The organism is Helicobacter sp. T3_23-1059, assembly GCF_053654515.1.
The window spans coordinates 1-16,215 of sequence record NZ_JBSIUV010000049.1 but is presented as its reverse complement, the minus strand read 5'-3'; the positions used below and the strand labels follow the sequence as shown (position 1 = coordinate 16,215).

The following is a 16,215-nucleotide window of genomic DNA, read 5'->3' as shown; positions in this document are numbered from 1 at the left end:
CTTTTTTGGCATAAAGGACAAAAATGCAAAATCCTAGATTTTCTATCATTATCCCTATTTTTAATACGCAAAAATTTGTCGCAAAGGCACTGCATTGCGTGATAAATCAAAGCTATGAAAATATTGAAATCATTTGCGTTGATGATGCAAGCACAGATAAAAGCGCGGAAATCGCAAAAGAGTTTGCGACAAAAGATTCACGCATAAAAATCTTGCAAAATCCGCAAAATCTAGGCACTTTTGCCACGCGCAATATCGGCGCATTAAGCGCAAAGGGCGAGTATTTGCTGTTTTTGGATGCTGATGACACGCTAGAGCTAAATGCGTGCGAAAAGATACATAGCGCGATAATCGCATTTAGCCAAATTGGGGGGGGGCAAATCGATATTGTCGCTTTTAACTACGCAAAAAGACAAAGCGATTCATCAAAAAAATCTCATATCTTGCACCCACAAAACGCGCTTTTTTGCATTAAAGATTTTATGCTATGGATTGCTAAAAGGGGCATTGGCAAATATTTTGCGCTATCAAATAAGGCGATTTTACGCACCACTTACACAAAATCCTTGCAAAATTTGGATTTAAACAAACGGCTTTTGGTAGCAGAGGACGCGCTAAACTTTGTAAATGTGCTTTTTTATGCCAAAAATTACGGTTGCATCGCTGATGAGCTGTATCATTACTATGAAAATGCCGATTCGATTATGCAAAGGACGGATGCGCAAAAATTGCATTTGGCGTTGCAAAATCATCACTTTGTGATTAGCACGCTTTTAGCCCAAAGCAAACATTTTTCGCCCTTTTGCCAAAATCTAGCGAAAATTTTTGCGCTAGAGCTAGAAATAACACTGCTAAATGAAAAACGAAAAATGCACAAATCATCGTTATTTTATGTCGCTAGTAGCATTTATAAAAAAATGTTGCGAATAAAGCAAAAATGGATTTTACGCAATTTGCAAAAAAATGATTTAATCGCATAAAACACAACTAAGAAATACGAATGTAGAATTTAGCAAATGTAGATTTTACTTGTCGTATTTTTTTGATTTAGCCCAAATTTAGCCCAAAAACATTCGCACTTGCAAATCCAACTGCGCTATATCATCATAAGATTTTAGCTCCCCTACACTGCTTTGAAATCTATCCAACGCATTAAACACGATTTTAGCAATCTCGCCAAAGGCTATCTCATCGCGCAAAAATTTTAAAACCGCCACTTCATTTGCAGCATTTATCACTACGGCTAGTTTTGGGTTTGCTAGCAGTGTGTCTTTTAGCCTCCATAGCGGGTATCTAGCAGTCTCAATCGCTTCAAACGACAAAGCACCTAGCGCGCTTAAATCAACAGAATCTAAGATTTTACTACTGCTTGCCTGTGTCCGATCGATAGCATACGCGATAGGCAAAGACATACTAGGCAGGGCAAAATGCGCAGTAGTGCTACCATCTACAAACTCTATAAGCGCGTGGATAGTCGAACTACGCTCGATAAACGCGCTAACCTCGCTAATGCCAAATAGCCAATACGCTTCAAGCACTTCAAAAAGTTTGTTTGCCATAGTCGCAGAATCTATGGTGATTTTTTGCCCCATTTGCCAATTTGGGTGTTTTAGGGCTTGAGATTTTGTAGCACTCATCATAGATTTTAGCGGAGTATCGCGAAACGCCCCACCGCTTGCCGTGATAAGAAGTCGCTTGATTTGTCTTAGATTTTGGTTTAGATTTTGTGTTGTCTTTGTAGCGTGGCTATTTTTGTTAAAATGCTTTGTGCTAGATTTTGCCACGCTAAAATCTTGTGTATCAAAATGTGTATCAAAATCTTGCGCGCTAGATTTTATAAAATCATTCATCAAATACCACAGCCCAAAATGCTCGCTATCAATGGGCATAATATCGTTTCTATCAAGTAGCCAGCCACCTGTGATAAGCGATTCTTTATTTGCTAGGGCTAGCTTTTTGCCATATTTTTGAGCGCATATCGATGGGGCAAGCCCTGCAAATCCTACGATACCATTTAGCACGAGGCGTGAAGCACAGCTTTGTATCATCTCACAGATTCCGCCTGCCCCTACAAAGACTTCTGCGCCACTAGATTCTAGCTTGTCAATATCTTCTTTGCAAGCGATAGCAACTTTTTTGGGTTTATATGTGGCGATTTGCTGATTTAGTAGCGCGATATTTTTTCCTGCCGAGATTGCCTCTATCTCTTTGCCAAAGCGAGAAGCTATCTCTAAAGCGCGCACCCCTATCGTGCCTGTGCTACCCAAAATAATCATTTATGCCCCAAAAATCGCAGGCACGATATTTTCTCCACTGCCAAATGTGCCAAAAAATGACAGCACAAAGTGCATACCAATCGCCCCAAACAATAGCGCATCAAGCCTATCTAAAACCCCTCCGTGTCCGGGCAAAATACTCCCAGAATCTTTCACTCCAGCCATTCGCTTTAAATAGCTTTCATACAAATCGCCAAACACCCCACAAACTCCCACAAACATACTTAGCAAAATGCACGCAAAAAAATTCACTCCCAACGCCCAAATGCCAACCACACTTCCCACCACCACACAAAACGCAAGCCCGATAATCACCCCTTCAATCGTTTTTTTGGGCGAAGTAGGACTAAAAGGAGTTTTGCCAAACAAACGCCCCCCAAAATACGCACCAATATCACATAAAGCTATGATTAAAATAAGCCACACAATGCCTGTCAAACCAAAATTCACATATATGCTATACAACGCCAAAAACGGAATCACAGGATACAAAAACGGCAATATATTTTTGGGATTTAGCTCCTGTCTAAAAGCAAGATAAGAAGCCAAAACCATACACGCGCACACGCCACAAATAATCGGACTTGCATTAAAAAGCGCAGCTATCCACACCGCCACAGCGATGATATACAAATACGGCTCATCTTGGATTTCGTATAGGTTTAGGCTCTCTTTAAATCCTAGCAAAAATAGCACGCCAAGAGTAGCCCACATAACAAATGAATTATTGATATAAATAAGCAGTGCTACAAAAGCTATCAGCACCGCGCCTGTAATATAGCGAGATTTATCTTTTTTTAGCATTTCGATAAATTGAGACATTTATATCCTTTTTGTGTATGATAGATTTTAGGATAAAAACATAGCCTAAATTTGCATTTTGTAAAGTTTGCATTACTTAAAAAATCGTAGTATTATACCAAATAAAAAGCTAAATGCTAGCTAACCACAAACTCAAAATCTAAGCCAAAATCTAAGGGACAAAATGAGCAAAACTACTATCATAAAAAGCCAAAAATATTACCAAAACTTCATCAAAGAAAGCGTAAAATTTTTGCAAAAAGAAGCAAAAAAAAGAGGAGTGCAAAATCTCGTGCTAGGGCTTAGTGGCGGGATAGATTCTGCCGTAGTTGCAGCCCTTTGCCACAAGGCAAGCAAACAATCTCAACTAGAAGTTTTTTGCCTATCTATGCCATCTAGCAGCTCTAGCAAAGACTCTCTAACCCACGCAAAAGAGCTAGCAAACAAATTTAATCTACCATTACAGATTTTGCCACTAAAAAATTACCAAAAAGAGTTTTTGGATTCGCACAAAAATACCACGCAAAAAGATTTTATCCAACAAAATCCTAACCCACAAAATCTTACTTCCAAAAACCCCACTTTGCAAAATCCTGCTTCTCAAAACCCCACCCCGCTTGAAATGGGAAATTTTTGTGCTAGGCTTAGAATGGCACTTTTATATGATTATTCATCACGCAAAAAAGCCCTAGTCATCGGCACAAGTAATAAATCTGAGCTAATGCTTGGGTATGGGACGATTTTTGGGGATTTGGCGTGCGCGATAAACCCTATCGGCTCTTTGTATAAAAGCGAGATTTTTGTCCTAGCAAAAATGCTAAAAATCCCAAAATCTATCATTTCTAAACCTCCGAGTGCTGATTTATACGCAGGGCAAAGCGATGAGGGCGAGCTAGGATTTAGTTATGCTAAAATCGACATTGCGCTAGAGGCGATTTGCAAAAAATATGGGGATTTTAGGCAAGTAAAAAATTTTACCAACATAAAAACTTTGGACTTCAAAAATCTACGCGACTCGCAAGAAAACCTACTCCCAAAAGAAGTGGTAAAAATGGCAAAAAAACGCATATCCCAAAATCTATTTAAACGCTCATTGCCAAAGATTTTTATCCCTTGAGATTTTTATCCATTGATTGTAAAGAAAAAATATGCAAAAAAAAACGCTACAAAATCTACCTACAAAACCCAATGCCAAAAAACCTAATCCCATAAAATCTAATGCCCAACATTCTAGCACGCACAAAACGCACACCAAAAACCAAAAACAACATTTTTTAGATAGTTATTTTTACGCCCCTACTTTGATTCAAAAAATGCTAGCTTTTTTTCTATTGCCTTGTAGTTTTGTGTATTTTTGTATCGCGTCATTGAAGCGAAAAATCCAAAACATAGCAAAAAAAGATTTTGGAGTGCCTATCATTTCGGTAGGAAATCTAATCGCAGGCGGGAGTGGCAAGACGCCTTTTATCATTTATCTAGCGCGTTTTTTGAGCCAAAAACATTACACACAAATCTATGTCATCTCTCGCGGATATGGCAGGCAAAGCAAGGGGCTTGTGTGGGTGGCAAAAAATGGGGAGATTTTACAAAGCGTATTGCAAGCAGGCGATGAACCCTACCTAATCGCCCAAAATCTAAGCGAGCAAAAAATCTCGCTAATCGTATGTGAAAATCGCAAAAAAGCCTTGCAAGAAGCTATCAAAAATGGCGCGAAAATCATTTTACTTGATGATGGATTTAGGTTTGGATTTTGCAAATTTGACATTATTTTGCGTCCTAAAATAAAGCCGTATTTTAGATTTTGCTTGCCAAGCGGGATTTATAGAGAATCTCCCAAAATCTATAACCAATACCAAACCCCACAAAGCGAAAATCAGCACAGCAACCAGCCCGACAAAAATGAGAACAAAACATATCAAAAAAATGTTGTTTTACAAAATGGAATTGTTTTACAAGAAGGGGTGGATTTTGTCCGCAAAGTTACCGTGCAAAATCCTAGTGAAAAAATGCTACTTCTAAGCGGCATTGCAAACCCTACGAGGCTAGAAGAATTTTTGCAAAATCACGCGCAAAATATCGTAGCTAAAATCACGCTAAAAGACCACGCACGATTTGATAAAAATCAAGTAAAAAAATGGCTAGATTCTACCAACACCACTTCTATTTTGACTACCCAAAAAGACGCTGTAAAGCTAGAATCCTTTGGCTTTCCTTTAAGCATTATGAAGCTAGATTTAGAGGTTAGCAAAGAGGCGTTAAAACCTATTATAAATTATTTGCAACATTACAAAAAACTACCTACGCAATCAAATTTTACGCGCAATCAAAATCCACGCGCTAATCAAAATCCACGCGCTAAACTTTCATAAATTATCTAACATTTTTTGATATGCCTTTTTTGTCCCCTCCCGCACTTTGCCACATAGGCTAACGATGATAATTGCCACACTTGCGCATACAAATCCCGGGACTATTTCATAAATATGAAAATCTAGCATTTCAGCAAGGATATTTTTATACGCCACCACCACAAGCGCACCTGTTATCATTCCGCTTATTGCGCCAAGTCTAGTCATTCTCCCCCAAAATAGCGAAAAAATCATCACCGAGCCAAAGCTCGCTCCAAACCCAGCCCACGCATACGCCACAATGCTTAAAATGCTAGAATCTTTGTCCGTAGAAATCACAAATGCGATTAGCGCGACTGCTAAAACCCCTGCCCTACCTAGATTCATCACCATTTTAGAGCTTGCCTCTTTGTGAAAAATGCGTTTATAAAAATCCTCTGCGATTGTCGAGCTAGAGACAAGAAGCTGTGAGCTAGCCGTGCTCATAACCGCTGCTAAAATCGCAGATAGCAAAATCCCTGCTATCCAAGGATTAAAAAGTAGCTGACTCATTACGATGAAAATCTTTTCGGGGTCATTTAGGGCTAAATCAAATTTATAAATATAAGCAATGCCTAAAACACCGATAAAGCACGCCCCAAGAAGCGAAATCGCCATCCACGAAATGCCTATAATTGTCGCTAGCGGAATCTCTTTTGGCTTACGAATCGACATAAATCGCACCAAAATATGAGGCTGTCCAAAATACCCTAGCCCCCACGCTAATGCCGATATGATAGCCACCACACTCGCCCCCTCGCCCATAGATAGCGCATTTGGCTTGATTTCACGCACGATTTGCATTGCTTCGCTAAATCCACCCAAATGATATAACATCACGCAGGGCACGACAACAAGCGCACTCATCATCAAAATCCCCTGAATCAAATCTGTCCAGCACACTGCCTTATATCCGCCCAAAAATGTGTAAGCCACGATGATAAAAGCCCCCGTGCTAAGCGCGTATTCATAGCGTAATCCAAAGGTGCTTTCAAACAATTTTGCCCCGCTAACTAGCCCACTAGACACATAAAAAGTAAAAAATACCAAAATCACCACCGCACACACCACACGCAAAATGTGCTTGTCATCATCAAACCTCGTTTCAAAATAATCAGGGATAGTAATGCTATTTGCCACCACGCTTGTATAAATGCGAAGTCGCTTCGCCACAAATGCCCAATTTAGCGTAGCTCCAATCGTTAGCCCAATGGCAATATAGCTCTCTATAAATCCACTCACATAAAGAGCCCCGGGCAATCCCATAAGTAGCCACCCGCTCATATCACTCGCCCCAGCAGATAGCGCAGAGACTACGGGTCCAAGCGAGCGCGAACCCAAAAAATAATCCTCCGTGTTTTTATTTTTCTTAAAAAAATAAAATCCAATGTAGAGCATTAACACCGAGTATGCGATAAACATTACCGCGATTTCAAAACTAATATGCACGATTTCCATTATTGATTCCTTTTATTTAGATTCTGCGTCAAATAATTTTACTTTTTTATAAGTAAGAGACCCCCCCCAACCCCTCCCGCAAGGGGAGGGGCTTTTTTAGATTGTTTTTCATCTGCGGAGGATTCTCCCAAAACTTCCCCCCTCCCTTGCGGAGCGATTTGTCTTTTGCTTTCCCTCACTTACGGAGGTTGAATCGCCTCGTTCCCCCTCCCTTGTGGAGATTAAATCAACTTGTTCCCCCCTCCATTGCGGAGGGGGCTAGGGGGTGGGTATTTGATTTTGCAAATCTTGCGTCATTGCGAGATTTTGCATCAGCAGAATCGTGGCAATTTACACTTGCAAAATCTGCTTTTATTTTGTCATTCTGAGCGAGTGCAACGAGCGAAGAATCTCTTTTATTTTTTTGAGATACTTCACTACGCTCAATATGACAAGAAATATCATTGCGAGATTTTGCGGATTTTGCGCTAGATTCTCTCACGCCACGAATACCCAAATTACCATAGCGATGATAAGAAATGCTTAATGATTTTTCATTGACATAATAAAGCAACTCAAATCGCCCATTTATAAGAGGTTTTTGTGAAATGATGATTTTGGCATTTGCGCTTGCGTTTTGATAAATTATATCGCTTTTATCGGGCTTTGCGTGGTAACGCACTCGCTCAAAATCTGCAATATTTTTTGCAAACTCACTTGCACCTTCACAGACAAAATCCGCATTTAGCGATAAAATCTCGCATACTTTTTTGACAAAATCCATATTTTTATCGCCATTTTCATAACTCACTTTTAGCAAAATCCCCATAATATTTGCCGCAATGATAACCCCCAAAATATCGCTTAACTCATCACTTTTTACGATTCTATATGCTAGATTTGAAATCTTTGTGTAAAAAAAGATATTTTCCTCCCCGCGCACTTTGACAAATTCAAACTTCGCACTAAACTCGTTTTTGTGATAGTATGCGTAGCTTTGCGCCATAATTTGCGCTTTTTGCAAGGCTGATTTTTGCGTAGAATCTAGCGCATTTACCCACCCCCTAACCCCCTCCGCAAGGGAGGGGGGACAAGAAGGTTGCAAATCCGCGAGGGAGTGGGGATTTTTGGAAGCATCATCTACAAGGGAGGGGGGACAAGATGATTTAGCCTCCGCAATGAATGGAGGATTTTTGTGCAAATCCAAAAGGGATGGAGAATCTATAAAATCCCCTCCCCTTAGCCGAGGGGTTTGGGGAGGGGTATTTTTACACGCCAAAATCATCGCTATTTTATCGCTAATATCATTTTGCGCTAGATTGCTATCTGCGACTTGTTGTGAAATATCCAAAAACTGCGTAATGTAATTATAAACCCCCACCTTGCGTCCAAATCCAATAGCAGATTTTTTTATGCCACCAAATGGCTGACGCAGGACAATCGCGCCTGTGGTTGGCTTATTTACATAAATATTCCCCGCTTGTATATTCGCGCTAAAATACTCCCACTCCCTCTCATCTAAACTCTCTAACCCAGCCGTAAGCCCATACCCTGTGGCATTTACAATCTCTATTGCATGTGCAAGATTGTCCGCACACATCACACTTAAAATCGGCGCAAAAAGTTCGGTGCTATGCGTAAAATCCCCAATCTTTGTGCCGTATTTGATACACGGTCGCATCAAATGCTGATTTTCATCTACAAAACTAGGGGGCAACGCCCACTCTTCATTTGGTGCTAGCTCACTCAACGCCCTTTGCACCTTGCTATCGGGTTTATCTGCTAATGCTCCAATTTTATTTTTTAGACAAAAAGGTGAGCCAACATTTAGCGATTTTGTCGTATCGACTAGAGCATTTCTAAACCCTGCGTCATCATAGACTTCTTTTTCAAGCACCAAAAGCGAGGTGGCTGAGCATTTTTGCCCAGAATTTGAAAAAGCAGAATGGATAATATTTTTTATCGCCAAATCCCTATCTGCCATTTTGGTTACAATCGTGGCGTTTTTGCCACCCGTTTCAGCACTCAAAAGTAGCGTAGGATTTGCTTTTAGCATTTTATATGCCGTCTCTTCGCCCCCTGTTAAAATTGCGCAATTTATGCGCGAATCGCTTAAAAGGTGCGTGCTAATATCACTCCCCTTAGCAGGCAAAAAAATCAACATATCTTTTGGTATCCCAGCCTCCCAAAAGCACTCACAAAGTTTATAACCCGTGATTGTAGATAACGAAGATGGTTTATAAATCACGGCATTCCCCGCTGCCAAAGGTGCGCTAATGCTTCCAGCACTTATGCCGATTGGGAAATTCCACGGGGCGATACTCACGCAAATGCCTTTTTTGCTAAATGTTGCATTTGGATTTTGTGATTTTAGCACTTTTAGCGAATGCGGATAAAACTCCACAAAGTCAATCGCCTCGCTTACTTCTGCGTCAATCTCGCCAAAAGTCTTGCCTACTTCCCTTGCGGCAACGCCGATTAACTCGCCTCTTTTGTTTCGCAAAATCTGCGCTGCGTTGCTTAAAATCTGCGCTATTTTCTCGTGGGATTTTGTAGCGCAATTTTTTGCGACTTGCAATGCTTCTTTTATTTGCGCCTCCCTTGCCAAATGCACGATGCCGATTGTTTCATTATCGATTTTATCGCGCACTTGCATTGTGGCAAGACTTTTATCTTTTATTTCTGTGCCAATTACAGGAAAAATCTCAACCCCCGCTAAATGCTCAAAATCGCGTTTTATCGCCAATGCCCACGCGCGATTTTGTGGCAGGATAAAATCCGTGTCGCTTTCGTTTGTGAAAAATTCTTGCTTTGAAATAGATTCTGTAATATTTCGATTTTGGATTCTGCGCGTTGCGTTATTAAGAGAATCTATGCCTTTTATAGAATCCAAAAAAATCTCTTTTTGTGCGTTATACGCGGGAGAATCAACCCTCAAATTAAAAAAAAGTCGCATAAAATTATCTTCACTCGTATTTTCATCAAGTCTGCGCACCAAATACGCAATGGCGTTGTTAAAATGCTCTTTTTCACACACAGGCGCATAAAGCACGAGATTATGAAGTTTTGAAATTTCATTAGCACATTGCAAGCTCATTCCCTCCAGCATTTCAAAGCTAAACGATTCTAGCGCATTTGCCTCTCTTATGCGCGTATAAGCATAAGCGATTTCAAAGATATTATGGCTTGCAATGCCAATATTTATAAACTTAAAATTATCCCCTTGCAACACAAAATCTAGCATTTTTTTGTAATTGCTATCGGTGTGTATTTTGCGCGAAAATGTCGGCAATGCCCAGCCTTTTTGACTTGCGATAGTCTCTTCGCTCTCCATATTTGCACCTTTAACAAAACGGATTTTGATAGGTGGCTTGCCATTTTTGACACGATTTTTTGAAAACTCAAATAATTTTTGTAAATAATGAAATGAATCAGGGATATATGCTTGAAGCACGATTCCAGCGCGTAAATCAAACTTTGCAACGCTTTCCATAAATGCCATAGCCGTTAGCTCTAAATCCCTAAATTCCTCCATATCTAAATTGATAAATTTTTCCACGCCCTGCTTTTTTTGCTCGGACTCTGCGATTTGGTAGAGGTGGCAAAGTCGCTTTACAACCTCATTTTTTGACCATTCAAAATCAATAATATTGATTTGTGAAAAAATCGTAGTGATTTTGATAGAGATATAGCTTACAAACTCGCTTTTTAGGGCGTCCTCATATTTTTTGATACGATATGCGCTCTCACCCTCGCCCAACACCTCCTCGCCGATTAAGTTAATATTTAGCGTGATATTTTGGGACTTTCGCTTCGCACTATGATTTTGCAGATTGACAGAATCTAGCACGAGTGATTTGGTATCATCTCGCAAATGTCGCACAAAAAATGGCACGCTAAGATTTGGCGCAAGACGCCCAAAGCTTAGAAACGCAACAAGCAGGATTTTTTCGCCTGCGCTAAAAAAATCCGCTATGCCATATTTTTGTAGCGTGTGAGAGATAGATTCAAAATTTACCGCGCAATTTTTGCTACGAAACGCCCTATCAAGCAATTCAATTAGCAAGGCTTTGTTGCGCGGATTTTGGAGCAGTCTTTGCATTTTGTGATGAAATGCTTTTTCATGTCCACTCATATTTTGAGTAGTTTGCGTAAGTAGATTTTGCGCTAGATTTAGCGAGTTTTGGATAGTTTGCATTTTATGTCCTTTTTTGTGTATTGCTAAAAATTATTGTTTAGAAAAGTTAATATTTCAGTCAAAAAGTGGTGGATTATAAAGCGCAATGTGTAGATTTTGCACATTATGCGACAAAAAACAATGCTAGATTTTGCCAAAATCTTAAAAATGTGTTTTTATGCTAGATTTAAAAAACAAATGACGCACAAAACCACTAAAAATCATCTCTAAAACTCTTTGTATAGCGACAATACGGATAGCCATTGCAAGAAATAAATTTGCCATACTTGCCAAATCTTACGCGCAGATAATCCCCACAATCAGGGCAAACTAAATCCCACAGGACAGAATCAATATCAAAAATCACATAATCACAATATGGATAATGCTCACAACCATAAAATGGCTTTTGTGCCGTGAACGAAGCGGACAAAAAGATAGGATTTATATCCGCAGAGGATTTGAATCCGCAAAAAGCGCGTGTGCTTTTAATGTTGGCTCTCACAAAGACAAATGACAGCAAAAAAAAATCGCCGAGTGGTTTTTGAAATATTAGGATTTTGAAATTAGCGATTCACATAAACGCGAATCGTGTTTGGTTTGCGTGAGATTTGACTTAATTTTTGCAAGTGCGTTTAAGATTCGCGCTTCTTTGCCACTCTCAATCGTGCTAATATGCAAAAATAGATAGCGTATTTACGATTGCAAAAAGTTTGTCAATTTGTTATAAATTTCCATACTTCTCTCATCTATATCATCCTTGTCCCAAATGTTTTTAGCTCTGCAACCCAAATCATAAACTTCTTTTAGATTTGCTTTTTCATATATATTTTTGTATTCTTTTTGCTTTTGTGCAAAAAAGTTTTCAACGCACTTTATATTGCTTCTCTTGTCAAGCAAAATTTTATTTCCTATTTTTTCTAAATAATCTTTATGTAACTCTTCGTTCCAATCATTAAAATGTGCATTTTGCCATTTTTTGGGCAAAATATGTTCTACTTCAAGTTTTGTAGAGCTAATGTCGCTTTGAAAATTATCATAAATATAGGCATACAAGAATAAAAGATATTTTGTTTTTCTTGTATCAAAATTTTCTGTTGTTTTGAAAAATTCCGATTCGGTAGGTATGATTTGTTTTAATTGTCTTTCGGCAAGATTAACACCTTTGTATAAATTAACATTCATTTTAAAAACAATCTCTTTGATAGTATCAGTTGTAGCGTTATTATTTAAAAATGGTAATGTGATAAACTTCGTAAGTTCTGGTAAATATTTGTCAAATTCTATGCTAAATTTTTCTTTGTTAAATTGCTCATCTTTAAAATATTCTTTGTTGCGCCAAACAAGATAACTAACAAAAAATTTCCAAGTATCATTTTGAAATAAATTTAATATACTCATATATCTTCTTGATTTATTGCTCAAATAATTTTCAGGTTTTATCCAAAAATCAGCTAAATTTGAAATAAATGGCATAGTTTCATCTTTATATAGCCAATCTTGCAATGCACCAAAACATTTTTTCTTCTCATCTTTTTTGGTAAAAAAATCAAGAACGCTAGGCACGGTTGTATCAAAATATTCGTTTTCAGCACGCACAATGTGCATATATTGTAAAAATAAAAAGTCTAAATCTTTGATATTATCACTATCTTCAACTTTTGATTCGATTTCTTTCCAAGTATTTGCAAATTCATTTTTAGATTCACTCTTTTTATAAATATAACCTTTTAAAATATCAGCGTTTGACAAAGGCAAACCACGAGAATTTAGAGTATTAAAAATAGTCATAGCAGATTCTTGACTATCACAAACCACAAGCAAAACAAAGAGTTTTTTGCCTAAAAACATATCGCAAAATTTTTTCCAGCTTAGTTTTTTAAAATTTTGCAATTTATCGAAAAAGAAGTCGTAATTTTTTGCATAATTTGAATGTTTATCATCAACTTTGCAATTTTCACTTAAAAGCTGTCTCAAAATTTTTTCGTCAGTATCTGTAACGACTTGACTGCTTAAATGGCATTTATTAAAAAGCAATCCCTTATCTCTTTCGTAATCCCAAATACACTTGCCAAAATCTCTTGGATAATCACCTTTTTCAAATTCTTCTTCATTCTTTAATGCCTCATAAAATGCCCTATAAAGCAATGTCAGCGTTGTGATTCTTTGTTGTCCATCAATAATTTCAAGTTCGCCATTATTATTTTTGTAAGTAACGATAGAACCTAAAAAATATTCTTCAATATCGCTACCATCACCAAAAACACCTAAAATGTCATTCCAAAGTGTTTCACACTCATCTTTGCCCCAACGGTAAGGGCGTTGATATTCAGGGATTACAAATTTTTGTCCGTCTTCGCTTAGTAGTTTTGCTATGTAAATCTTTTCTGGTTCAAATTTCATTTTTTACTCCATAGTATGTCAAATTTAATGCAATTGTATCTTAAAAATATAAATATTTAAGATTCAATTCTACTTAAACCACTCCAAGTCAAGCACTGCGCCGTTGCTTGCGTTGCTTACGAGCTTTTGATATTGTGAGAGCCAGCGAGAATGCAGAGGCTTTTGCAAGGGTGTAAATTTCGCTTTTCGCTCCGTGATTTGCGCCTCGCTTAATCTCGCATTGATTTCATAGCTATCCACATCAATGTCGATGATGTCGCCGTCCTCTAGTAGCCCGATAAGCCCTCCCTCTGCGGCTTCAGGGCTTATATGCCCTATGCTTAGTCCCCGTGTCGCCCCGCTAAATCGCCCGTCCGTGATGAGCGCGACATCAGCACCCAAGCCCATTCCCATTATGAGACTTGTGGGGGAGAGCATTTCTTGCATTCCAGGACCCCCCTTTGGTCCCTCATAACGAATCACGCACACATCGCCCTTTTGCACTCTGCCTTTGATTATGCCTTTTATCGCGTCTTCTTGTGAGTTGAAAACTACGGCTTTTCCGCTAAATTTTCGCGCTCCCGTGATTCCCGCCGTTTTTATCACGCAGCCCTGCTCTGCGAGATTGCCAAATAAAATCGCTAGTCCGCCCACTTGCGAGTAGGCGTTCTCCACCTTGTGAATGACTTTTTCATCTTTGATTTGCGCGTCTTTTATCCGCTCGCCCAAACTCTCCCCCGTGATTGTAAGCGCATTTAAGTCAAGCAATCCATTATCACGCCGTGAAATCTCTTTAATCACCGCACTTATGCCTCCCGCGTTGCCAATGTCTTCCATCGCCACTTCGGGCAGACTCGGCGCGACTTTGGCAATGTGGGCGATTTTTTTGCTTATGTCGTTGAGCTCTTTTATATCAAGCGGTGCGCCAGCCTCGCGCGAAATAGCAAGCATATGCAAAATCGTATTTGAGCTTCCACCCATAGCCATATCCACCACCATTGTGTTGCGAATGGAGGCGCGGTTGATGATATTGCGGATTTTAAATCGCTCGGCTTTGTCCGAATCTGACACCGATTCTAGCGCGATTTCACAGATTCGCCTTGCAGCTTGTCGCAGTAGTTTCTCTCTCTCATCGCTTAATGCTAACGCCGTGCCATTGCCACATAGCGCGATTCCCATTGCTTCACACAGCGAGTTCATCGAGTTTGCCGTAAAAAGCCCTGAACAAGAGCCACCGCTAGGACAGGCTTTGCACTCTATGTCTTTGAGCTCGGATTCTGTGATTTTTTTGACTTCATACGCGCCCACCGCTTCAAAGACGCTATTTAGCGTGAGTTTCTCGCCTTTTGCGCTAAATCCCGCCCTCATAGGACCGCCACTTACAAAGATAGTCGGCACATTCACGCGCAACGCGCCCATAAGCATACCCGGTGTGATTTTATCGCAGTTTGGTATGCAAATAAGCGCGTCAAGGGCGTGAGCATTCATCACAGATTCCACAGAATTTGCGATGATTTCACGGCTTGGCAGGGAGTAGAGCATACCGCTATGCCCCATAGCTATGCCATCATCGACACCGATTGTGTTAAATTCAAAGGGCACACAGCCATTTTTGCGGATTTCGTCCTTTATGATTTGGGCGTATTGATTGAGGTAGAAATGCCCGGGAATTATGTCTATGTAACTATTTGCCACGCCGATAAAGGGCTTATCAAAATCCTCTTCGCTCACCCCACACGCCCGCAGTAACGAGCGATTTGGGGCTTTTAAGTAGCCTTTTTTTATCACATCACTTCGCATTTTCTCTCCTTTTGTTTTTGGTGTTTGGAAAGCAAAAGTATAGTGAAAATTTTATTAAAAAGCCTATATGATTTATCAAAGCACGATTTGCGAATAAATTTTGACTCTCTTTAACTTAATCCCACATAAAGGAGTCTTAAATTATGATTTACACGATGAAAAACAAGTATATCACCACATAATAAAAACCTTTGCAAGAATTTCAGAGGCACAAACAAGATAGATTTAAAAAAATGATTCTTAAATATTTTTCTACTTCGCTTATGCTCTTAACTTTGCAAAAAGTTTAGATATTGAAGCGATAAAAATTGCAAAAATTTGTAAAGATTTTCAAAAAACTATCAATAAAAAGTGTGATAAATTTTGCAAAAACATTAGAATCTTAATCACAAAAAAATGCGAAAAAATATCTAAATTAAATAGCAAAATAAAGATTGATGAAAGCAATCTTTTAATATAGATTTTCGGTGCTAGATGAGTGCTTGGCAAAAGAGGCTTAAGGAGCTGTCAAAAAAACACCTGTGTTTTTTTGCTTCGTTTGACTTACAACTGCAAGCAGAATGAGCTATGCAAAACATATATCTAAGCAAATTTAAAGGAATCAAAAAAGAGAATTTTTTGCTTCATTTAAAAGAAACAGAATTTAGGTATAATACTCAAATTAAACAGTAAGATTTGTATAAAATCTTACTAAAAATGATAAGAAATCAACCGCTTAAGTTAAATTGAGCTTTAAATTATTAGTAAATCACAAAAACAATAAATAACTAAAGCAAGAGAAGCCAAAATTTTATTATTTCTTTGCAAAGGATTTACAATGATTAGGCGAATCATAAACAAATTATTTTATTGCATAGCTTTATCATTTTGTTATCTTTATTCACAAGAAGCTATAAGCACACAGCCATTGCTTATGGGACTATATAAAACGGAATTTTATAATCCAATAATTTTT

General features: G+C 38.7%; 11 protein-coding genes and 3 pseudogenes. 5 read left to right on the top strand and 9 right to left on the bottom strand.

From position 1 onward, the window contains the following. The first annotated feature begins 23 nt into the window (after positions 1-23). Positions 24-980, top strand: a complete 957-nt coding sequence (locus ACWIX0_RS10965; protein ID WP_454174037.1) for a glycosyltransferase family 2 protein — start codon at positions 24-26, stop codon at positions 978-980. Positions 981-1,058: 78 nt separating this feature from the next. Here the strand turns inward: ACWIX0_RS10965 and dxr are convergent, their stop codons facing one another. Beyond that, positions 1,059-2,276: a 1-deoxy-D-xylulose-5-phosphate reductoisomerase gene (gene dxr / locus ACWIX0_RS10960; protein WP_454174036.1), complete on the bottom strand. Its 1,218-nt coding sequence runs from the start codon at positions 2,274-2,276 to the stop codon at positions 1,059-1,061. Next, a complete protein-coding gene (locus ACWIX0_RS10955) occupies positions 2,277-3,098 on the bottom strand; it encodes a phosphatidate cytidylyltransferase (RefSeq protein WP_454174035.1) in 822 nt (273 codons plus the stop codon). A gap of 163 nt (positions 3,099-3,261) precedes the next feature. On the opposite strand from ACWIX0_RS10955, the gene nadE reads away from it, so the two are divergent. Both nadE and lpxK read left to right on the top strand, forming a co-directional pair. Continuing rightward, positions 3,262-4,194, top strand: coding sequence for an NAD(+) synthase (nadE, locus tag ACWIX0_RS10950; protein WP_454174034.1), 933 nt, complete (start codon positions 3,262-3,264; stop codon positions 4,192-4,194). A 31-nt stretch (positions 4,195-4,225) separates the two neighbouring features. Beyond that, positions 4,226-5,446 (top strand): tetraacyldisaccharide 4'-kinase, encoded by a 1,221-nt coding sequence (gene lpxK / locus ACWIX0_RS10945; protein ID WP_454174033.1) that lies wholly within the window; start codon positions 4,226-4,228, stop codon positions 5,444-5,446. On the opposite strand, the gene putP is transcribed toward lpxK, so the two are convergent. The 4 genes and pseudogenes from putP to ACWIX0_RS10925 form a co-directional block, all read right to left on the bottom strand. Then, entirely contained in the window at positions 5,441-6,922 is a 1,482-nt protein-coding gene (putP, locus tag ACWIX0_RS10940) for a sodium/proline symporter PutP (protein WP_454174032.1), read from the bottom strand. The genes lpxK and putP overlap by 6 nt on opposite strands. Positions 6,923-6,960: 38 nt before the next feature. Next, the gene (locus ACWIX0_RS10935) at positions 6,961-7,101 is read right to left on the bottom strand and encodes a hypothetical protein (protein ID WP_454174031.1); all 141 of its coding nucleotides are present in this window, start codon (positions 7,099-7,101) and stop codon (positions 6,961-6,963) included. Between the two features lie 1,088 nt (positions 7,102-8,189). Next, positions 8,190-11,099 (bottom strand): annotated as a pseudogene (locus ACWIX0_RS10930) (proline dehydrogenase family protein); the annotation flags it as partial. 193 nt (positions 11,100-11,292) lie between these two features. Beyond that, entirely contained in the window at positions 11,293-11,511 is a 219-nt protein-coding gene (locus tag ACWIX0_RS10925) for a topoisomerase DNA-binding C4 zinc finger domain-containing protein (RefSeq protein WP_454174030.1), read from the bottom strand. Between ACWIX0_RS10925 and ACWIX0_RS10920 the strand changes: the two are divergent. Further along, positions 11,507-11,634: pseudogene (locus ACWIX0_RS10920) on the top strand (L-asparaginase); the annotation flags it as partial. The gene ACWIX0_RS10925 and the pseudogene ACWIX0_RS10920 overlap by 5 nt on opposite strands. Here ACWIX0_RS10920 and ACWIX0_RS10915 read toward each other — a convergent pair. From ACWIX0_RS10915 to ilvD, 3 genes are all read right to left on the bottom strand, one after another. After that, positions 11,631-11,759 carry a hypothetical protein gene (locus ACWIX0_RS10915; RefSeq protein ID WP_454174029.1) on the bottom strand — a complete coding sequence of 43 codons (129 nt, stop codon included), beginning with the start codon at positions 11,757-11,759 and terminating at the stop codon, positions 11,631-11,633. The pseudogene ACWIX0_RS10920 and the gene ACWIX0_RS10915 overlap by 4 nt on opposite strands. A gap of 15 nt (positions 11,760-11,774) precedes the next feature. After that, positions 11,775-13,481 (bottom strand): DUF262 domain-containing protein, encoded by a 1,707-nt coding sequence (locus tag ACWIX0_RS10910; RefSeq protein WP_454174028.1) that lies wholly within the window; start codon positions 13,479-13,481, stop codon positions 11,775-11,777. Between the two features lie 69 nt (positions 13,482-13,550). Continuing rightward, positions 13,551-15,260, bottom strand: coding sequence for a dihydroxy-acid dehydratase (ilvD, locus tag ACWIX0_RS10905; protein WP_454174027.1), 1,710 nt, complete (start codon positions 15,258-15,260; stop codon positions 13,551-13,553). A gap of 582 nt (positions 15,261-15,842) precedes the next feature. Here ilvD and ACWIX0_RS10900 point away from each other — a divergent pair. Then, positions 15,843-15,932: pseudogene (locus ACWIX0_RS10900) on the top strand (IS1595 family transposase); the annotation flags it as partial. Positions 15,933-16,215: the final 283 nt, after the last annotated feature.

Coding starts and splice junctions, on each gene's coding strand:
- nadE (WP_454174034.1), top strand. CDS start 3,262: ATGAGCAAAACTACTATCATAAAAAGCCAAAAATATTACCAAAACTTC.
- lpxK (WP_454174033.1), top strand. CDS start 4,226: ATGCAAAAAAAAACGCTACAAAATCTACCTACAAAACCCAATGCCAAA.
- ilvD (WP_454174027.1), bottom strand. CDS start 15,260: ATGCGAAGTGATGTGATAAAAAAAGGCTACTTAAAAGCCCCAAATCGC.
- ACWIX0_RS10910 (WP_454174028.1), bottom strand. CDS start 13,481: ATGAAATTTGAACCAGAAAAGATTTACATAGCAAAACTACTAAGCGAA.
- ACWIX0_RS10965 (WP_454174037.1), top strand. CDS start 24: ATGCAAAATCCTAGATTTTCTATCATTATCCCTATTTTTAATACGCAA.
- putP (WP_454174032.1), bottom strand. CDS start 6,922: ATGGAAATCGTGCATATTAGTTTTGAAATCGCGGTAATGTTTATCGCA.
- ACWIX0_RS10955 (WP_454174035.1), bottom strand. CDS start 3,098: ATGTCTCAATTTATCGAAATGCTAAAAAAAGATAAATCTCGCTATATT.
- dxr (WP_454174036.1), bottom strand. CDS start 2,276: ATGATTATTTTGGGTAGCACAGGCACGATAGGGGTGCGCGCTTTAGAG.